We start from the raw sequence: 19,346 nt of genomic DNA, 5'->3' as shown, positions 1-19,346 counted from the left end.
TTATTTCCTCTTTACCAAATTATTTTTTAATATAATTAAATCAAATGAAAAAAGGAATGTTAATGAAAGGTATAAAATTCTTTCAACATTTAAATTTAATATCATTTGTTGCTCAATCGCAAATTGTTCAAACAATTCATCAATATGCTTTTCACTGTCCAAAAGTTCATATATTATTTTTGATGTGAATATTACATTTTCTTCATTAGATTGATGTTTATTTAATAAGAAAAAGTCCATTATACTGTAACTTCCTTTTCTCTTTTATCTTCGTTATATATGTTACATTCATAGATACTCCAAAAGATTAATACACTAATATATAATTCCAATCTTTCTTTACTATAATGAATTTCATCTTTATATTTATGAACCAGTTTCTTTAAGATATTCTTAAAAATTATATCTCCATTTTCGTACTCATCAAGTATGTTCATATATTCTGTAATAATTAAATTTGGCATAAAGAGTCTCTTCTCAATACTTACATAAGCAGAAGACTTTAATATCATATTTACAATATTAAATAAATTTGAACACATATCATACTGAACTTTAAGTGTAGGTGAGCAAACCATATTAATGAATTTACTTTTAACATCCTTAGGAATTAAATTAGATCCTACATCTTTTTCTTTCTGTATTACATCATAAAAATCAATTAGGAAGTTTTTAAATTCGTCTTCATCTACCTTTTTTATAGGTAGGCTAATTTCGACTTCTTCCTCATATTCTGGGGATTCTTGATCTTTTTTTTTAAACCTATCAATTTCGCAAGAATAACATCCATCCACAGTTTCTCTTCCAATTGTGTTATTTATATGCCAAAACTCATCATCTTTATTCCATGAATGGTAAACCACTTTTGCAGAACCATCATCCATACTTATACTCCCAGTTAAAAAAGTTGAATGTGCATACCCATCCACAACATTAGCCCCAGCTGTAAACATATAGGTTTTATTGTAATTATTTATTTCTTGATGATATGTTGCTCTATGGACATGACCATTCAAATAAAAATCTATATTATTATCCGAAAGTCTATTTAATAAACTACTTTTCTCATGAGGGTTAATACAATTTATTGTATGATGCCCAATTGCAATATTAAGGCTATTTTCTTTTTCAGACAGTTCCCTCAATGCTTCATTCAATTTTTTCAAACCTACTAAGATTTTCCCCTCTACATCATTACCACCAGAAATTAAACTTGTATTAATATGAATAATATTATACATATCCCTCTTTACAACATAATGTAAGTTTTCTTTTGGATGTTCTCTACCCAAAAAACTTTCATAAAACTTAAAATAATTCTTATGCCCTTTAAATAGCACTTGGTATGAATCCTCATCTATTGTATTAATTTCATCTTTAGGATTAGTCGATGATAGAATGCTATCAACTAGCCTCTCCATAATTTTTGTTCTTTTAACATCATGATTACCAGGAACAATATAAACGTTTTCTTTATCAACGTTTAAGGCAGATAAAATTTCATCTAAAAAATCAAAAATTGCTTTATTATAATTATTTCCTTGATGTGTAATATCTCCTGTTATAAAAACAATATCGAATTTCATTGCAACTTTCTCTGTTAAATATTTGATCATTTGTTCTCTCATTATTGTCGTATCATAATTATCATAAATAAGGTGTAAGTCTGATAAATGTAACCAATTTAAATTCATTATTAACCCCTCAACTTGAATATTGTTGTCTCTACAATTATAGTATACTATTTATTACCAGTAAACTAGCTTGAGGGATTACATGAACTAGTTTCCATGGATCCTAGTTATTATCTAACATATAGAGAATAGAGTCTTCTTTTATGCAATTTTTAGAGCAACGGGAGTCTGATCATCCTTATTTATAAATTGATCAGAAATTAACTAATAAGAGATGATTAAATCACTACTCTGTAACATTATTTTCTGATTATGTGAAGATGAGTAGTGATTAGTATTTTAGTATTAGTTGGAAATGAAGTTGATTTATAAAAATTTATCGTTTCAAATAAATCAATAATAGTATTAATTCTACCTATTAGTTACATCGTGCAGAGACGTCATCTTTTTTGAAATCAAAGCCATAATCCATAGTTACCAAATTCGTCTACAAAAGCAAATCGAACCTCATTCACCAGCCTTTCTCTCCACCCCAAAATAATTATTATGACTAATTTTCACAAAAATAATTATTCATCTTACTAATTTGGAGGTTATTTGTAAAATCTAATCTTTATACTTCATACAATTTACATTGGGACGATAATTTCTCAAAGTAAAAAGGACTACCTCCATTTAACAGGAAGTAGCCCTTAAGTTACAAATATTTACTTACAGCTTCACAGTTTAGTGAAACGGAATTACATCATTCCGCCCATTCCACCCATGCCGCCCATGTCAGGCATGCCGCCGCCAGCGTTTTCTTCTGGGATGTCTGCTACTACTGCTTCGGTAGTTAGGAACATCGCAGATACGGATGCTGCGTTTTGTAGTGCGGAACGAGATACTTTGGTTGGGTCAACGATACCAGCGTCAAGCATGTTTACCCATTCGCCTGTTGCTGCGTTGAATCCGATTCCGATTTCTTCTTTCTTTAGACGATCTACGATAACAGATCCTTCTAGGCCAGCGTTGTGCGCGATTTGGCGTACAGGCTCTTCCATAGCGCGAAGTACGATGTTAACACCAGTTGCTTCGTCGCCTTCTGCTTGGATTTCTGCTACTTTGTTGTAGATGTTTACGAATGCTGTACCACCACCGGCTACGATTCCTTCTTCAACAGCAGCACGTGTGGAGTTTAGAGCATCTTCAATGCGAAGTTTGCGCTCTTTTAGTTCTGTTTCTGTCGCCGCTCCAACTTTAATTACAGCTACGCCACCAGCGATTTTAGCTAGGCGCTCTTGTAATTTTTCACGGTCGAATTCAGAAGTTGTATCTTCTAATTGTGCACGGATTTGGCCAACGCGAGCTTGGATTTCCTCAGTGTTGCCGTGTCCGTTTACAACTGTAGTATTTTCTTTTGTAACAACGATCTTGTCAGCGCGTCCTAATTGGCTGATGTTCGCAGTTTTTAGGTCAAGACCTAGTTCTTCTGTGATCACTTCTCCGCCAGTTAGTACTGCGATGTCTTGAAGCATTGCTTTACGACGGTCACCGAATCCAGGAGCTTTAACTGCTACTGCATTGAATGTTCCACGTAATTTGTTCACTACTAATGTAGCCAACGCTTCGCCTTCTACGTCTTCTGCAATCAGTAACAACGGCTTGCCTTGTTGTACTACTTGCTCAAGAACTGGAAGGATTTCTTGGATGTTCGTGATTTTCTTATCTGTGATTAACACATAAGGATTTTCAAGAACAGCTTCCATTTTGTCGGAGTCTGTTACCATGTATGGAGATGCATATCCACGGTCGAATTGCATACCTTCTACTACTTCAAGTTCTGTTGTGAAGCCTTTGGACTCTTCAAGCGTGATTACGCCGTCGTTACCAACGCGCTCCATTGCTTCTGCAATCAATTGACCTACTTCTTCGTCTGCTGCAGAGATAGCTGCAACTTGTGCGATAGAAGCTTTGCCTTCGATTGGTTTAGAGATTGTTTTTAATTCTTCGATTGCTACAGCAACCGCTTTTTCGATTCCTTTACGAACGCCCATTGGGTTGGCTCCAGCTGTCACGTTCTTTAATCCTTCGCGGATCATTGCTTGCGCAAGAACAGTTGCAGTTGTAGTACCGTCACCGGCAACGTCGTTTGTTTTGCTTGCAACTTCTGCTACAAGTTTCGCACCCATGTTTTCGAATGCATCTTCTAATTCGATTTCTTTCGCGATGGTTACACCATCATTTGTGATTAGTGGAGAACCGAATTTCTTTTCAAGTACTACGTTACGTCCTTTTGGTCCTAATGTTACTTTCACTGCATCAGCTAGTTTGTCTACACCGCGAAGCATGGAGCGACGGGCTTCTTCACTGAACTTAATTTCTTTTGCCATGATAGATAGACCTCCTCGTATAGTTGAAAATTTTTGGGGTTACTGGTGGGTTGATTTGCGTTGCAGGCGCTCGCTTTCCACGGGGCGGTTCGGGAGCCTCCTCGGCTTCGCCTGTGGGGTCTCCCGTAACCGCTATCTCCCGTAGGAGTCTCGCGCCTTCCACTTCAATCAACCAGTTTGGGAATTTATAAGGGAATACGGGGCTGGTTCGGTTAGCCCCCGCTTTTTGGATAAATTATTTGCTTACTACTGCAAGTACGTCTGTTTCTTTTAGGATTAGAAGTTCTTTTCCTTCGAATTTCACTTCAGTTCCTGCGTATTTGGAGAAGATTACGCTGTCGCCAGCTGCTACTTCAAGTGCTACGCGTTCGCCGCTTTCTAGTACGCGGCCAGATCCTACTGCTACTACTTTACCTTCTTGAGGTTTTTCTTTCGCAGAGTCCGGTAATACGATACCACTTGCCGTTTTTTCCTCTGATTGAACAAGTTCAATTACAATGCGATCGCCTAATGGCTTTAACATGAAAACAACCTCCTTGGTTTCATATGTAATGGTTTATTTTTTATTAGCACTCTTAACACTTGAGTGCTAACACAATTATTATAATAATGAATCTGCTTCTGTTTTGCAAGTATCTTTATCTAAAAAATTTTCGACTTGCAACCCTTTTCATTCTCTACATGTGTTGGGTGGTTTAAACTGTTTTTGTAGAAGTTTTTCGGGGTGGATTTTTATTATGAAGGGATTAATAGGTTTTGTGACGGGATTTTTTGTCGTTATGATTGGATTATTGGGTCTTATGAAGGGATTTCCCTCTGTTGTGACGGGATGATTCATACGGTTATCTTTCCTTGGGGGATATTGCGAGAAAACTGACTTTAGTGACGGGATTCCTCTCTGTTTATGCCGGGATTGACCCTTCTTATGACGGGATTTTTTCTTGTGGTGCTAATTTTAACAAAACTAAGCGTTTCTTGACTCTCTTCACTTACTTATATTCGTAAAATCAGCGCATTCAGGGAAACCTTATCGTTATAAGGACATATAGTTTATATGGTACAATACGAAAAGTGAATAATGGTTTAAGAGGAGCTTATTATGACGAAAAAATATTGGTTAGTCATTATTACATATGTCCTGATGCAGCTTTCCGGATTGCTTGGGTACCCTCTCTTGATCGCACTTGGCGTCGGGGAAGGCATGGAGCGTGCCAGCAGGGAGGCTTATCTGATTGGTGTATGGGCATTTATCAGTTTCACGATCGGATTGGCCATTGTTACCTGGATTCTCCGCAATGAATGGACCAAGGGCGACTTCCGAGGCGAAACGGCCTCCATCCCCAAAACGGTTCTCTGGTCGGCTGTCGGTTTCCCGCTTGCACTGATCGGGCAGGCAGTCGCGGCACAGATTCAGCTGCAGGTTTTCGGCATTCAGCCGGGATCTGAGAATACACAGGAAATCATGGGATTTGTTACGGCATTCCCGGTGATGATTTTTGCGGTGGCAGTGGCTGGGCCTATCTTAGAGGAGATCATTTTCCGGAAGATCATTTTTGGGGCCATCTATAAGAAGTTTAATTTTGCGATTGCACTGACAGTTAGTTCGCTACTTTTTGCCGTGGTCCATCAAGATTTCAAGCATCTGCTCATATATTTTGTCATGGGAGGCATTTTCGCTTTCCTTTATGTAAAAACAAATCGCATCATCGTTCCGATCATCGCCCACGTTGCCATGAACTCGTTTGTTGTCATCGTGCAATATGTGTTCCGTGATCGCATTGAAGAAATGATGCGTCAAATGGAAGAGATGCAACAAAACGTATCCAATTTCATTTCGTTCTTTTAAACAGCTCTCCGCTAGAGTTGAACTTACCTGGAGGATTTGCACATGAAAATAACACCGTTACGAATGGTCTTCTTCTACGCGATTATGGGCAGTTTGTTTCTATACCTGGCTATCGTCTCTGTAAGGGATACCATCTGGCACTGGCACACGATCCTGTTGATGCTCATTGCCACGTTTGACTTTGGCGTAGCCATCCGGTCCTATTTCCTACATCAGAAGATAAAGGAAATGCAACAGAAGAAAAAGTGATGGGAGACTCGTACCTCGTTTGGGGGTGCGGGTCTTTTTGTTTAGAAGAGTCTGTATCCCGTTTCAGGCTCTTCGCTTCCTGGATTAACACTTACGGAGGGATTGGGGTTTGGTTTTTACTAGAAGTGGTTTTGGGTAATTAGGTTTGTACTTTGGGGTTGGGGCGCGGATGCTTTTGAAATGTTACCTATTTTTGTAGAAAAACAGAGGGATTTTACTCGTTTTGAGGGGCCTTTGAAAGGGTTCGGTCAATTCGTTCAGGGGTTCGGACATTTGATGGTAGCTGTTCGGCCAACTTTCAACGACCTTCGGACACCTCAAAATTTCGTTCGGTCAAATTCGGAAAAACTTCGGTCAACTTTGCCAAATCTTTGGACAACTTCCGGAAAACTTCGGTCAACTTTCGAAAATCTTCGGACATTTGGCCGTCGGGCCACCTGGCATGTCCCTTCGTCTCACCTAAATAAACTCGGTGCAGCCACCGCAAAAACAAAAACAAGCCCGTCCCAATCTCAAAAAAGGTACGAGCCTGCATACATCTAATTATTCATCTTCTCTTCCTGCTCCATCAACGCTTCCGCTTTCTTCGCTTGTCGATAAGCAATGCGGGAAATCACAATGCTGATCTCATATAAGATGAAGAGCGGGACCGTTACCATCAGATGCGACAAGAGCTCTGGCGGTGTGATCAAAGCACCGACCACAAGCAGCCCGAAGTAGGCGTACTTGCGGATCTTCACCATAAAGTCTGGGGTGATGATCCCAAGTCTTGTTAAGAACATCACAATAACCGGCATTTGAAAAAGGATGCCGAATGGGATGGTCAGCTGGAAAAGGAACTGAAAGTATTCATTTATTCCGATAACCTGATTGATCTCGAGGCGTTCTGCCAACCTATTCATGAAGTCCACGACAAATGGAAACAGGATGTAATAAGAGAAAGCAAGACCGCTTAGAAACAAGATAATCGAGATTGGGATATAGCTTAACGTGACGCGGCGTTCCCTTTCATACAAGCCGGGGCTGATGAAGGCCCATAGCTGGTAGAGAATGACGGGGAACGTCAGGATAAATGCAATCAAAAAGGCGAATTGCATAAAGATCTTGATGGAATCTGTCATGCGAAAGGCGTTCATGGTGAGGTCTTTCGCTTGATCTGTTTGCTGTAAATAGACAATGATCGGTTCGGCTAGGAAAAAGCCGCCGATTGCCGAAACGAAAAAGAAGGATGCTATGATGATGATTCTTTTTCGGAGCTCGCCTATATGGTCATACACCGACATTTCTCTATCTAGCATATATGTTCATCCTTACATTACTTCGTTTCTTCTTTTTTCTCTTTATCGTCGTCATCGGCCAATCCTTTTGTTGCGTTCTTGAATTCACGCAATGTGTTCCCTGCTGCTTTACCGAGTTGAGGTAACTTGCTTGGTCCGAAGATTAATAGTGCTACAAATACAATAAGTAAGAGGCTTCCCATTCCTAATCCACCTGGCATATTGTTTGCCACCTCCTTGAAATATACTCATTCTACTACTTTTTCACTCGCTTGGATAGTGCTTGAGAAAATATACCAATGACTGCAGTTCCACCGCCAAATCGATATGGTGGATGCGTATCTCTTCCGGTACATTGATACGTGCCGGTGTAAAGTTCAGTATGCCCTTTACGCCCTTTTCTACAAGTCTATCCGCTATTGGCTGTGCTACCGGAGCCGGAACCGTCAAGATGGCTACCGTTACATTCTCAGGCATTTGTTCTTCAATATCGTCTAAATGATAAACAGGGACTCCCCCGATTTCCGAGCCGATCTTGGACTCGTCCACATCAAAGGCCATCACTATTTTCGTATTATTGTTTTTCATAAAATTATAATGTAGGAAGGCGGTTCCTAAATTACCTACACCTATTAGAGTAACATATGTCAATTCATCTTGGTCGAGCGTTTTCCTGAAAAAAGTTAACAAATATTGAACATTATATCCATACCCCTTTTTCCCCAGTGCACCGAAGTAGCTGAAGTCCCGTCGGATCGTCGCACTATCGACCTTGACCGCTTCACTCAGCTCTGCCGATGATACGCGCTGCTTGCCGGACGAATGCAAGTTCTGTATGAACCGATAGTACAGCGGCAGCCGCTTGGCCGTTGCTTGTGGAATTTTCAGTTGTTCGTTATTCATTGTACTCCCCCATTTGTCGAACCTGTTTGCTCCTCTATTCTACCACGGAACGAAAACGATTACATTTCTATGTCTATACTATTTTTCCAGAAGATGTTCTTTGGCTTGGCTTCCCGGTGGCCCTTGAGGTTTGAGGCGGAAGTGGGATCCGGGCTACATCCGCAATCTGATTCGGGCGGAAATTTCATTTTTCGGGCGATTTTTGAAATTTACGGGCGGTTCTCGATACCAATCGGGCGAAAAAACCAACGATTCGGGCAAAAATAAAAAAATACGGGCGATTCTCACGATTTTCGGGCGATCCAGCCTAAACTAGCCTCCCTATCCAATGAAACATCCCCTCTACCTGACAATGAAATACCCAAAATCTTGATGTAAACCCCAAAGAAAGATACACTTAATCTAGAATTACTCGAGGTGAAGATGATGATTATTTTACAAGTAAATCAGCTGACCAAATATTTCGGCGCTGACCTTATTTTATCGAATATAAAACTAGAAGTACAATCGAAAGATCGCATTGCCCTTGTGGGGCGCAATGGGGCTGGAAAATCCACCCTATTAAAAATCATATCCAATCAGCTCTCCTTTGATTCAGGAGACCTGATTAAACCTAAAGGTGTGTCGATCGGCTACCTTGCACAAGACACAGGCTTGCAGACTGAGCGCTCGATCTGGGACGAGATGCTGACCGTATTCACCGGCCTGCGCGAACTCGAAACACAAATGCGCACACTCGAAGCGAAGATGGGCGACCCCGCATACTTTGAAGATGAAACGCGATATGCACGCATCCTCAAGGAATACGACGAGGTCCAGGAAGCCTTCAAACAAAAAGGCGGCTTTCAATATGAAGCAGATATCCGCTCCGTCCTGCACGGACTTCGCTTTTCCGAGTACGATTACCAAACACCTATTGAAACGTTAAGTGGCGGACAACGGACCCGCCTGGCGCTGGCAAAATTACTTTTAACCAAGCCAGATCTCCTTATCCTCGATGAGCCGACCAACCACTTGGACATCGATACGCTATCTTGGCTTGAGAACTACCTTCAAGGCTACCCTGGCGCGTTGCTGATCGTTTCCCATGACCGTTATTTCTTGGACAAAGTCGTAAACATCGTATACGAGATTTCGCGCAAGCAATCCGCTAAGTTCATAGGAAACTATAGCAAGTACCTCGAGCAGAAAGCCGAGCAGTATGAACGCGAAATGAAGATGTTTGAGAAGCAGCAGGACGAGATTGCCAAGCTGCAAGATTTTGTGGCAAAGAACCTTGCCCGTGCCTCTACCACCAAGCGTGCCCAAAGCCGTCGCAGGCAGCTGGAGAAAATGGACGTGATGGACCGACCGAAAGGCGATGAGAAATCTGCTTCCATTATGTTTGATATCGACCGCCAAAGCGGAAATGATGTTCTTAAAGCAAGAGACTTGGCCGTTTCCTATGACACCACCCCTGTCTTCCGTCATGTCGACTTTTCGATGAGCCGCGGCGACAGTGTTGCACTTGTCGGGCCAAACGGAATCGGGAAGTCTACCTTATTAAAGACGCTTGTCAGAAAATTAAAGCCGCTTGAAGGGACGTTTTCCTTTGGGGCCAATGTGTCGATTAGCTACTACGATCAGCAGCAGGCAGACCTTACCTCCAACAAGACGGTTTTAGCGGAACTTTGGGACGAGTATCCTCAGAAGATGGAGAAAGAAATCCGCACCGTTCTTGGAAACTTCCTATTTTCCGGTGATGACGTGTTGAAACCTGTATCCACGTTAAGTGGTGGCGAGAAGGCGCGGCTTGCCCTTTCCAAGCTGATGATGGAGCGCTCCAATGTCCTGATCCTGGACGAGCCTACCAACCATCTGGACTTGGACAGCAAGGAAATTCTAGAGAATGCCTTGATCGATTATCCCGGAACGATCCTATTCGTTTCCCATGACCGCTATTTCATCAATCGCTTGGCGACGAAAGTATATGAGCTTAGTACCGTTGGCGCGACAGAGTACCTCGGCGACTACGACTATTATGTGGAGAAAAAAGAAGAGGCGTTGGAGCTTGAGCGATTGGAAGCAGAGACTGCGAGTTCCAAAGCTTCTAAGGTCACTTCCGCCGCAACTACTGACGCACCGGAAAAATTGAGTTACGAGCAGGAAAAAGAAGCAAAGCGTCTCGAACGCCAGCGCAAACGCCGAGTCGAAGAGATAGAAAAAGAGATGGAAGAGTTGGAACAGAAAATCGAGCATAACGAAAGCGAACTTTGCCTGCCAGAGGTCTATCAGGATCATGAAAAGGTGCTTGAGCTGAACACCGCGAACGAAGCATTTCAGGAGAGGCTTCTTGCTTTGATGGAGGAATGGGAAGAGCTTGTCTAAGTTTGCTAGGGGGATTGGATGAATAAGACTTTTTCAGTCATTTTATTGCTTGTCATTATTATCAATACGATTAGATACTTGTACTATATCTTTACCGGCCCGGTTGAAGCTTACTTTTTTGTGATGCTGGCTATCAACTTTGCAGGACTCGGACTAGGAATTTATTATTTGTTTTTCCAGAAGAAACAGAAAAGAGGAAGGGGATAAAACCCTTTCCTCTTTTTATTGGCAATATCTATCTCGTCGCCCCAGGCACCGTCGACGCTTTCCTAAGCATCCCCCAGTTCGGCAAGTACGCCAGTAAGGCAACTCCCACCAGCATCAGAAAATTAACCCCTAGCTTCCATCCTTCCATACTCCCAAATGCATCTAGTATAAAGGTTCTTGTATTTGGCAAGATAACGAGAATCGCCAGAACTGCCAATGTCCCAAATCCTCCGATGAGGCCAAATCGATAGAAAACAGAGCCTAAAAGGAAGCCAAGAGATAATAATAGGAAACAGATGATCAGGTCGACTAGCAATTGGTTATACCATGTGTTCGCAAGCGTTGTGGCCTGCAAGGTGTGGTAGGTTAAAAATCGCCCGCTTGCCCCTGCTTGCACCAGGCTATTGAAGATTCCCTGGACGATGACGTGGACGATGGAAAACACTGCTGCCACCGCTGCACAGTAAACAAGGACGCTCAGCAAGTATTGCGTTCTCGTCGCACCAAGCTTGATGCAATAAGGAAAGGTCTCTTTTGTCGTCAAAAAGCCTGTGATGCCGCAGAAAATGTAGATGGCCATGCTAGTGGTCACAATCATCCTCGTCTCAAACGATAGCACAATGATGAACATGGCGGTCAGACTGAGAATCAGAATGGACCAAAACACCATGAACGAGTAGCGAATATCCACTGCCAAATAATAAAGTACCGCCTTCATTTCGTTAAGCATACTGTTTGCCTCCTTTTGACTCTTCTTCTGTCATATACACCATCAATTGTTGAATGGAACTGCGATCTGCATCCAGGTTATGGGCTGCCGCTTCTTCCACCGTCAAGCTTTCCCCAAACAAGGTCGCGGTCTTCCTTCCTGCAAGGACCGATTCATGCAACACTCGCTTGCCTTGTGCGAACTCATCTACGGCTTCCCTTTTCCCCGATACCGTTATGCTCGAAGCCAGAAGTTCTTCTGTGGACTTGTGGAAAACCACTTCCCCGCTCCTCAATAAGATTACTTCCTCGAATAAGTTGCTCACTTCGTCAATCAGATGTGTGGATAAGATGATGGTCCGCGGGTATTCCTCATATTCTTCTAAGAGCACTTCGTAAAATCTAAACCTGGCCGCTGCATCTAGTCCGATATACGGTTCATCCAGGATGGTGATTTTCGCCCTGCTGGCAAGCCCGATGATGATGCCAAGCGAGGATTCCATCCCCTTTGATAAGCCCTTCGTTTTAAGGGAAGGATCCAGGTTGAAGGTGGTGAGCAGCGCATTAGCCGTGTCCCAGGACCAGTTGGGGTAAAAGAGGGACGCCACTTTCAGGATGTCCTTGATTTTTAGGCGTTTGATGAAGTTATTGCTTTCGTTTACCAGGCAAATGTCTTTCGTGATCTGTCTGTTGTTAAATGGATTTTGACCGTTAATGAGGATTTCCCCTGATGTAGGGAGGGCATGCCCCGCCAGCAGCTGCATCAAGGTGGTTTTACCTGCCCCATTCCGTCCAAGCAGACCGTAGATTTTGTTTTCTTCAAGCGTAAGCGTCAGGTCATCCACTGCTTTTTTCATGCCAAAGTTTTTAGACACGTTCTTCAGTTCCACTCTCATTCCCCTTCCCCCTTGCGTATAAAGTCTGTCAATTCCTCTTCACTGATCCCAAGCTTCCCCGCTTCCTTTTTTAAAGGAACGATAAAGTCTTTGAAAAATGCCGCTTTCCTTTTTGTAAGGATGATCTTCTTTGCTCCCTCTGCAACAAACATTCCGACCCCTCTTTTCTTAAATAAGATTTCCTGATCCACCAACTGATTGATTCCCTTGGCTGCTGTTGCTGGGTTGATCTGATAGTATTTCGCAAATTCGTTTGTGGATGGCACCCGTTCCCCCTCCTGCATACTGCCTTCTAAGATGCCGCTCTCGATCAGTTCGGCCACCTGCTGGAAGATGGGTATGTCACTTTTAAGATTAATTTCCACGTATTCACCTACTTTGGTTTACTTGTGTTGTTTTATATTAGCGGGTTTTGTTATTTGGTTCATTACTTATGTAACTAACTATATAAGTTAACAGAATGGAAGTCAATGGGATTTTTAAATATTTCCAAAAGGAATTATCCTCGTAAGTTATCCCAATTTTCTCATCACGCGCATTTTGTCGAACAAAAAAGGTATCCTGCTGAAGCTTGTCGACTAGCACTACTTACCCACAGGTTTATACACATATCCACCCTTGTTTTATAAGTTATCAAGATAATTATTCACACTATCCACAAAATCACACAAAGTTATCCACATTTTTTATTCACATTTAGGAGGTTTATTTTAGTGGATATTTGGGTATATATCCACATTTAATCCACAGAAGTGTGGATAACACCCCTCTCCTTATGAAAACCTTTCCAATCTCCCGTAAGTACACAAAAGAAAAAAGCCTTCCAACTGCACAAAGTCAGTTAAAAGGCTTCTCGATATCCAATCCTGGATTGGCATTCAGGTCCATTCCAGATCGCTTTCCTAGTCTATACATCACACTTCCTGCCGTTGCTATCATGGCAGCGTTGTCTGTACACAGGGATAGTGGAGGAATCACCAGGTTCTTCCCTTCTTTATCCACAGCATCCTGCAGGGCAGTACGCAGTCCCTTGTTCGCCGCAACCCCGCCTGCAAGCAACACCTGATTCACGCCATATTCCTTCATCGCGCGGATCGTCTTTCCAACCAGCACCTCAATCACGCTCGCTTGGAAGCTAGCCGCAAGATCCTCAGGGATGATTTCTTCCCCCTTTTGCTTGGCATTGTGGAGGGTGTTGATCACTGCTGACTTCAAGCCTGAAAAACTGAAATCATAGGAGTCTTCTTCGAGCCACGCTCTTGGCAGCTTGATAGAAGGCGTCCCCTCCGCCGCCATACGATCGATGTGAGGGCCGCCTGGATATGGCAACTGAAGCGTGCGCGCCACCTTGTCATAGGCTTCTCCTACGGCGTCATCACGCGTTTCCCCGATTACTTCAAAGGATCCGTGCTCTTTCATGTACACAAGCTCTGTGTGCCCGCCTGACACGACGAGCGCAAGCAACGGGAAGTCAAGGTCCGCCACAAGCTGGTTGGCATAGATATGGCCGGCAATGTGGTGGACCCCTACGAGTGGCTTCTGGTGGGCAAATGCCACCGCCTTTGCCGCGTTCACACCAATCAAAAGTGCCCCCACAAGCCCAGGTCCTTCGGTCACTGCGATCGCATCTATGTCTGCCAGATTCACGCCGCCTTGTTCCAGCGCTTCCTCCAACACCACCGTCATCTGTTCCACATGATGGCGGGAAGCGATTTCCGGCACTACCCCGCCAAAACGTTGGTGGCTCTCTATTTGAGAGGAAACGATATTTGCCACAATTTCCTTGCCGTTCTTGATGATCGCTACCGCCGTCTCATCACAGCTCGTTTCGATCCCTAATATTAGTTCGTCTTTTTCTGCGTTTGTTTTCATATATTCACCCACATTACTAGTGCATCTTCATTGTTATCCACATAGTATTTTTTTCGGATGCCTCCGTTTTGGAAGCCGTGTTTGCGATAGAGCCTTTGCGCCACTACATTCGAAACCCTCACTTCAAGCGAAACGGTGGTGGCTCCGACCATTTTACAATATTCCATAGCTTTTCCTAGTAAAAGATCGCCAAGCTTCCTGCCTCGACATGCTGGGTCAACCGCTATGTTCGTGATTTGCGCTTCCCCCATGACAATCCAGATCCCGCAATACCCTATGACCCGGTCGTATTCTTTCATCACGAGATAATGGGCATAGGGGTTGTTGGTCAGTTCATAATAGAAGGCATCCTTTGTCCAAGGTGTGGCAAAAGATTTAAGCTCCACCCGGTGAACGCCTTCTATATCATAAACCGTCATTCGTGATATTCCTATCATAGTATTCATTCCGCTCACCTATTTTTCTTTACTTTCCAGCCATTTCGCCTCTGCTTCTGCAAGCCTTGTATAATTCGGCACGAAGGAATGGGCGTCTTCCGCCTCCCTTTTCAAGCCAAGGAAAGCCAGCTCACTTGGTCTCGGGTTATGTTCGCTGACCTGTGCAAAATGCGCCAGTTCCCCAAGGTACTCTATGATGGTTTCCTTATGGAGGTGCACATCATTTCCGATGAACAATACCGGCTCCTGTCTTTCTTTTAATGCATGCAGCCAGTCTACCATCAGGATGTTGACGTCTTCTATCTGTGTAACGAGCTCGTCCCCTTGGAAACGATAAAGCCCCGTGTACACCTGACCACGTCTAGCATCCTGTAAGGCGCAGATACTTCCTTGAAAATAACGGCCATTCGCTGCCACAAGCTCCAAGCTGGAAATCCCAACAAGCGGAATCTTCAACGACCACGCAAGCGTCTTCGCAAGCGTCACACCGATCCTGACTCCCGTATAAGAGCCTGGGCCTTTTCCCACCACAATCCGCTCAAGATCAGAAGGAGCTACCTCACAATCCTGCATAAGCTTCTCGACTGCAGGCATCGCACGCAGCGAGTGATTTTTTTTCACATTTGTCACCAGTTCCCCGATTACTTTGTCTTCCTCGACAATAGCTACCCCCAGCACATAGGTAGATGTATCAATCGCTAATACTTTCGTCATTCCATTAACTCCTTACAGATAGCTTCATATCTTTCCCCTTTTGGCGTGAGCACGAGCTTCCGTTCCTCGTCCCCATGGTGATAGATATAGATTTCCAACCGCTCATTCGGTAAAAATTCTTCGATCAGGTGTGCCCATTCCACCACCGTCACACCTTCTCCTTCAAAATAATCATCAAATCCAAGATCCTCTTCACTGTCAGCCAAGCGGTACACATCCATATGGTAGAGCGGGAGGCGCCCTTGGTATTCCTTGATGATGGTAAAGGTTGGACTGTTCACATTCCTCTTGATCTCAAGTCCTTTTGCCAACCCTTTTGTAAAAGTGGTCTTCCCTGCGCCAAGATCACCTTCCAACAGCAGGACCTCGCCGCCTCTCATCAATTTTCCAAGCGCCTCGGACTTTGCCATCGTCTCCTCGGCAGAATGTGTCATAAGCTCCACTTGCAACATATCATCCTACTCCTAACTTCTATTAAAATGATTATATCCTTCTTTTTTCAGCTTCTGCAGCCCTTCATCCGTCTGAAGGAATACTTGTCCCTGACCACCTCGGACAGAACCGATTTTGCTGATCGATATACCGGATGCCATGCATTTCTCCTGCAAGGAATCCCAATCAGTCGCAGGAATGGATCCTACCAACTCAAAATCTTCCCCGCCAGTCATGGCCCAACCGAAGGCCTTGTCACCATCATAGTTCCGTAAATCATCACTTATAGGTATTGTTTCCTTATTTATCAATATATCTACCTGGCTGGCTTCTGCAATCTCGAGAAGCTCACTTGCCAAGCCGTCACTCACATCATTTAGGGAAACACGCTCATAGCCGCTCAAGATCCTTCCCAATTCCACCTGAGGCTTTGGCTGTTGATGCTTCGTTACTAATGTTTGATACGCAGCCGATTCGTTTTCGTTATGTAAAAGGATATCCAACCCACCAGCCGAATCTCCCAAAGAACCGGAGACAAACACCATATCGCCTTCCTTTGCATTAGAACGGAGCAGCCTTTTCCCAGCCTCCACTTTCCCGATAACAAAAACACTTAACACCATCGTTTTGCCGGAAGTCGTGTCTCCACCGATCAAATCCATTTTATATTGATCACCAAGCTGCTTCATGCCGTCATAGATTTCCTTCAGCTCTTCGGGTTTCCAGCTTTTCGGGATCGTGATGGAAACGAGATAATACAGCGGGTATCCACCCATCGCTGCCACATCACTGATGTTTGCGGCAAGTGCCTTGAATCCGATATCAAAAGGCTTCATTGTCTGTCTAGTAAAATGAACATCCTCCACCATCGTATCCACGCACACGATTTTCTCATACCCATCCTCTATAGAGACTATTGCCGCATCATCGCCAATCCCAACCACCATCTCTTCATGGAACAATCTGCTTGGCTGAATATCTTTTATAAAAGCAAACTCATCTGAAATGGACAATCTCTTCACTCCTTTGCTTCCGACTGCTACCCACTATTATAGCGAAAGGGACACTATAAAGAAAATAATTCTGCAAGATATGCTTTATAAGGTTTAACACTCCCATAAAAAGGATATGGACAAGAGAACGCTTAAATTCAGAGGAGGAATAAATGAAATGGCATACACAGATCGTCAAGCTACAGAAGACAGAGTGGAACGTAAAGTAGAAAACATGGACCCAAGCAAAAAAGAGCAGATCCTAGCCGACTTCGATACCTTCAAGAGCTATTTAAGTGAAAAAGTGTCCAAAGGGAAAAAAGTAGGCTTAGGCGAAGAACAGCTTGCTGTTGCAGCTGAAAAAGTAGCAGATTACCTAGCGAAGCATGAGGACCCAAGAAACAGTGAAGAAAAGCTTCTTCAGGAACTATGGAAAGTCGGGGACAAAGACGAGCGTCACAAACTTGCGCATATGCTAGTCAAACTAGTAGATTAATCGTAGTAAATACACCCTACAATTGGATAAAACCTATTTTAAATATCCTGCCACCTCTAGAGGTGGCTTTTTTAGTGGGTAAAATTTCCTCCATAAAAATATAATGAAAAAGAAGGAATTTGTCATAATTTATAGAATATTTAAACTTGGTTGCCGATATATAATCTATAGGGGGCAAATACTATCTTAGGAGGGAAATCAATGCGCTTTACTAGTTTTTTCTTTTTTCTCATCTTGGCTTTAGCATTAACAGGTTGTAACAACGGAGGAGTAGAAGCCGAAGCCGAAGAGGCAATAGGCTTAGAGTACACCTTTGAAAAAGATGGACAAGAATTTGAGATTATTCACGTGTACCAGTTGTATGAAGCATTTTATGCAGAAGGACTTAAAGGGGAAGAAGCAACTGCACTGTACACTTCAAGCATCCTTGACGAGGTTGCGGATAGATGTTACAAAGGCGGAGAGTTTGAACAGATGACAGACTATGTTCTTGCTCCACCAAAGAACAGAATCGCTGTTCAGGATAACCTAAAGAGAATGGACGCTCGCAAGATCAATGCTGCCATCAAAGACTCTTTAACAAAATCGTCCAAAGAGCTTCCACTAGAAGGTAGCAAAACCACTGTATGTGTATTCCCGACCGACAACAACGCACAAGCAACCTTTGTCACTGCAGGTGTAGGCCAAATTGTTGTTTTCTATGACCGCAATACGACAGACAACATCCTTAAAGCAGGGGTAGCTAACAAGTATCACCACAGCTACTGGGTGGATAACCACTATAACGGCGAAACCTTCACCGTTTTGGATAACCTTGTAATCGAAGGAAAAGGAACTATGTTCCAAAAGCTTGTGTACCCTAACATTAACGCAGCACCTGTAGATGAATCGTTCAACAAAGATCTATGGTCAAGAATTGAAGGGGAATTGGAAAAAGAAGATGATAAAAAGACACAAGAAATCTTCAAAGGCGGAAGAAACGGCCTGCCTAACCAATATGGATACAGCGAAAGCTATAAAATGGTTAAGTCCTATGTAGACGCAAATGAGGGTGCATCCATTGAAGATTGGACAGCCGCAAGTTCTGAAGAAATTCTTGAAGCACATAAAGCGAATTATAATTGATAGGTAGTAGGCAGAAGGAATGGGTCCTCGGATAAGGGGGCTCGTTCTTTTTTTGTTTTGAGGAATGGAAGGAACTTTTGATGAGAAGGAGTCAGGTATTTACGGAGCTTCTTATTTGGAGAGGGTTTGGAATTAGTTATGGTAATTAGTTATGGTAATGGGGCAGTTACTGCAAGCGTAAAGATAAGGGATTTAGTCGTTATTGAGGATGTTTAGAACCATCACAAGTGCAAATATAAGGAGTTCAATCCTCAACAAGTCTAAAAAAAGACAAAAAAAATAACGAAACCTAGTTTCGCATTTTAAAAGAATGGCGGTCCCGACCGGGATCGAACCGGCGATCTCCTGCGTGACAGGCAGGCATGTTAACCGCTACACCACGGGACCTTATTTGGTTGCGGGGACAGGATTTGAACCTGCGACCTTCGGGTTATGAGCCCGACGAGCTACCAGACTGCTCCACCCCGCGACAATAATATATGCTATTTTACAAAAGCACTTGCCTGGCAACGTCCTACTCTCACAGGGGGAGATCCCCCAACTACCATCGGCGCTGAAGAGCTTAACTTCCGTGTTCGGTATGGGAACGGGTGTGACCTCTTCGCCATCATTACCAGACATATACTATTGTAATATAACTAGGAAGAAAAATCAAGAAGTTTTTCAACTTTCTTGTTCCTTCAAAACTAGATAATGTGTTCATATCAAGAAATTCCTATCGTTCATACATTTACTTATTGTTGGGTTAAGTCCTCGATCGATTAGTATTCGTCAGCTCCACATGTCGCCATGCTTCCACCTCGAACCTATCTACCTGAT

Annotated in this window: 21 protein-coding genes, 2 tRNA genes and 1 rRNA gene; 6 read left to right on the top strand and 18 right to left on the bottom strand. The window is 43.1% G+C overall.

Going from position 1 to position 19,346, the window contains the following annotated elements; genetic code table 11:
* The 4 genes from EKQ44_RS20880 to groES all read right to left on the bottom strand — a co-directional run bounded on the left by EKQ44_RS20880 (window position 1) and on the right by groES (window position 4,529).
* Window positions 1-240: an ABC-three component system middle component 6 gene (locus tag EKQ44_RS20880; protein ID WP_237665436.1), complete on the bottom strand. Its 240-nt coding sequence runs from the start codon at window positions 238-240 to the stop codon at window positions 1-3.
* Window positions 240-1,694, bottom strand: a complete 1,455-nt coding sequence (locus tag EKQ44_RS20875) for a metallophosphoesterase family protein (RefSeq protein WP_237665435.1) — start codon at window positions 1,692-1,694, stop codon at window positions 240-242. The genes EKQ44_RS20880 and EKQ44_RS20875 overlap by 1 nt, the downstream gene beginning before the upstream one ends.
* A gap of 680 nt (window positions 1,695-2,374) precedes the next feature.
* Window positions 2,375-4,006: a chaperonin GroEL gene (gene groL, locus EKQ44_RS20870; protein WP_237665434.1), complete on the bottom strand. Its 1,632-nt coding sequence runs from the start codon at window positions 4,004-4,006 to the stop codon at window positions 2,375-2,377.
* 235 nt (window positions 4,007-4,241) lie between these two features.
* Window positions 4,242-4,529: a co-chaperone GroES gene (gene groES, locus EKQ44_RS20865; RefSeq protein ID WP_063558818.1), complete on the bottom strand. Its 288-nt coding sequence runs from the start codon at window positions 4,527-4,529 to the stop codon at window positions 4,242-4,244.
* Window positions 4,530-5,105: 576 nt separating this feature from the next.
* Here groES and EKQ44_RS20860 point away from each other — a divergent pair.
* Both EKQ44_RS20860 and EKQ44_RS20855 read left to right on the top strand, forming a co-directional pair.
* A complete protein-coding gene (locus EKQ44_RS20860) occupies window positions 5,106-5,852 on the top strand; it encodes a CPBP family intramembrane glutamic endopeptidase (RefSeq protein ID WP_237665433.1) in 747 nt (248 codons plus the stop codon).
* Window positions 5,853-5,894: 42 nt separating this feature from the next.
* Window positions 5,895-6,101, top strand: coding sequence for a YdiK family protein (locus EKQ44_RS20855; protein ID WP_237665432.1), 207 nt, complete (start codon window positions 5,895-5,897; stop codon window positions 6,099-6,101).
* 539 nt (window positions 6,102-6,640) lie between these two features.
* On the opposite strand, the gene tatC is transcribed toward EKQ44_RS20855, so the two are convergent.
* Genes tatC through EKQ44_RS20840 form a run of 3 tightly spaced genes read right to left on the bottom strand, consistent with a single transcriptional unit; the run spans window position 6,641 to window position 8,281 of the window.
* Window positions 6,641-7,399 carry a twin-arginine translocase subunit TatC gene (gene tatC / locus EKQ44_RS20850; protein WP_237665431.1) on the bottom strand — a complete coding sequence of 253 codons (759 nt, stop codon included), beginning with the start codon at window positions 7,397-7,399 and terminating at the stop codon, window positions 6,641-6,643.
* Between the two features lie 17 nt (window positions 7,400-7,416).
* Complete coding sequence (locus EKQ44_RS20845) at window positions 7,417-7,599, bottom strand: twin-arginine translocase TatA/TatE family subunit (protein WP_063558822.1); 183 nt, start codon at window positions 7,597-7,599, stop codon at window positions 7,417-7,419.
* Between the two features lie 43 nt (window positions 7,600-7,642).
* The gene (locus EKQ44_RS20840) at window positions 7,643-8,281 is read right to left on the bottom strand and encodes a redox-sensing transcriptional repressor Rex (protein ID WP_237665430.1); all 639 of its coding nucleotides are present in this window, start codon (window positions 8,279-8,281) and stop codon (window positions 7,643-7,645) included.
* 426 nt (window positions 8,282-8,707) lie between these two features.
* Between EKQ44_RS20840 and EKQ44_RS20835 the strand changes: the two genes are divergently transcribed.
* Window positions 8,708-10,648 carry an ABC-F family ATP-binding cassette domain-containing protein gene (locus EKQ44_RS20835; protein ID WP_237665448.1) on the top strand — a complete coding sequence of 647 codons (1,941 nt, stop codon included), beginning with the start codon at window positions 8,708-8,710 and terminating at the stop codon, window positions 10,646-10,648.
* Window positions 10,649-10,666: 18 nt separating this feature from the next.
* Window positions 10,667-10,855 carry a hypothetical protein gene (locus EKQ44_RS20830; RefSeq protein ID WP_237665429.1) on the top strand — a complete coding sequence of 63 codons (189 nt, stop codon included), beginning with the start codon at window positions 10,667-10,669 and terminating at the stop codon, window positions 10,853-10,855.
* A 28-nt stretch (window positions 10,856-10,883) separates the two neighbouring features.
* Here the strand turns inward: EKQ44_RS20830 and EKQ44_RS20825 are convergent, their stop codons facing one another.
* The 8 genes from EKQ44_RS20825 to thiL form a co-directional block, all read right to left on the bottom strand.
* The gene (locus EKQ44_RS20825) at window positions 10,884-11,585 is read right to left on the bottom strand and encodes a DUF4052 family protein (protein ID WP_237665428.1); all 702 of its coding nucleotides are present in this window, start codon (window positions 11,583-11,585) and stop codon (window positions 10,884-10,886) included.
* Window positions 11,578-12,459, bottom strand: a complete 882-nt coding sequence (locus tag EKQ44_RS20820; RefSeq protein WP_237665427.1) for an ABC transporter ATP-binding protein — start codon at window positions 12,457-12,459, stop codon at window positions 11,578-11,580. The genes EKQ44_RS20825 and EKQ44_RS20820 overlap by 8 nt, the downstream gene beginning before the upstream one ends.
* Window positions 12,456-12,824 carry a GntR family transcriptional regulator gene (locus EKQ44_RS20815; protein WP_237665426.1) on the bottom strand — a complete coding sequence of 123 codons (369 nt, stop codon included), beginning with the start codon at window positions 12,822-12,824 and terminating at the stop codon, window positions 12,456-12,458. Before EKQ44_RS20815 ends, EKQ44_RS20820 begins: the two co-directional genes overlap by 4 nt.
* A 472-nt stretch (window positions 12,825-13,296) precedes the next feature.
* Window positions 13,297-14,331: a tRNA (adenosine(37)-N6)-threonylcarbamoyltransferase complex transferase subunit TsaD gene (tsaD, locus tag EKQ44_RS20810; protein WP_269151753.1), complete on the bottom strand. Its 1,035-nt coding sequence runs from the start codon at window positions 14,329-14,331 to the stop codon at window positions 13,297-13,299.
* Window positions 14,328-14,777 (bottom strand): ribosomal protein S18-alanine N-acetyltransferase, encoded by a 450-nt coding sequence (rimI, locus tag EKQ44_RS20805; protein ID WP_237665424.1) that lies wholly within the window; start codon window positions 14,775-14,777, stop codon window positions 14,328-14,330. The genes tsaD and rimI overlap by 4 nt, the downstream gene beginning before the upstream one ends.
* A gap of 9 nt (window positions 14,778-14,786) precedes the next feature.
* Window positions 14,787-15,482: a tRNA (adenosine(37)-N6)-threonylcarbamoyltransferase complex dimerization subunit type 1 TsaB gene (gene tsaB / locus EKQ44_RS20800; protein WP_237665423.1), complete on the bottom strand. Its 696-nt coding sequence runs from the start codon at window positions 15,480-15,482 to the stop codon at window positions 14,787-14,789.
* Window positions 15,479-15,934, bottom strand: coding sequence for a tRNA (adenosine(37)-N6)-threonylcarbamoyltransferase complex ATPase subunit type 1 TsaE (tsaE, locus tag EKQ44_RS20795; RefSeq protein WP_237665422.1), 456 nt, complete (start codon window positions 15,932-15,934; stop codon window positions 15,479-15,481). The genes tsaB and tsaE overlap by 4 nt, the downstream gene beginning before the upstream one ends.
* 12 nt (window positions 15,935-15,946) lie before the next feature.
* The gene (gene thiL, locus EKQ44_RS20790) at window positions 15,947-16,927 is read right to left on the bottom strand and encodes a thiamine-phosphate kinase (protein ID WP_237665421.1); all 981 of its coding nucleotides are present in this window, start codon (window positions 16,925-16,927) and stop codon (window positions 15,947-15,949) included.
* Between the two features lie 157 nt (window positions 16,928-17,084).
* Between thiL and EKQ44_RS20785 the strand changes: the two genes are divergently transcribed.
* Both EKQ44_RS20785 and EKQ44_RS20780 read left to right on the top strand, forming a co-directional pair.
* Window positions 17,085-17,402, top strand: a complete 318-nt coding sequence (locus tag EKQ44_RS20785) for a DUF3243 domain-containing protein (protein WP_237665420.1) — start codon at window positions 17,085-17,087, stop codon at window positions 17,400-17,402.
* Between the two features lie 201 nt (window positions 17,403-17,603).
* Entirely contained in the window at window positions 17,604-18,527 is a 924-nt protein-coding gene (locus tag EKQ44_RS20780) for a DUF2268 domain-containing putative Zn-dependent protease (RefSeq protein WP_237665419.1), read from the top strand.
* A gap of 311 nt (window positions 18,528-18,838) precedes the next feature.
* Here the strand turns inward: EKQ44_RS20780 and EKQ44_RS20775 are convergent.
* The 3 genes from EKQ44_RS20775 to rrf all read right to left on the bottom strand — a co-directional run bounded on the left by EKQ44_RS20775 (window position 18,839) and on the right by rrf (window position 19,145).
* Window positions 18,839-18,914 (bottom strand) — tRNA-Asp (locus EKQ44_RS20775).
* A gap of 5 nt (window positions 18,915-18,919) precedes the next feature.
* Window positions 18,920-18,996 (bottom strand) — tRNA-Met (locus tag EKQ44_RS20770).
* A 32-nt stretch (window positions 18,997-19,028) separates the two neighbouring features.
* Window positions 19,029-19,145, bottom strand: a 5S ribosomal RNA gene (gene rrf / locus EKQ44_RS20765).
* Window positions 19,146-19,346: the final 201 nt, after the last annotated feature.

It is taken from the genome of Sutcliffiella horikoshii (assembly GCF_021991925.1).
GTDB lineage: Bacteria > Bacillota > Bacilli > Bacillales > Bacillaceae_I > Sutcliffiella_A > Sutcliffiella_A horikoshii_F.
The sequence above is the reverse complement of the archived record's forward strand: the minus strand, read 5'-3'. Positions and strand labels throughout refer to the sequence as shown.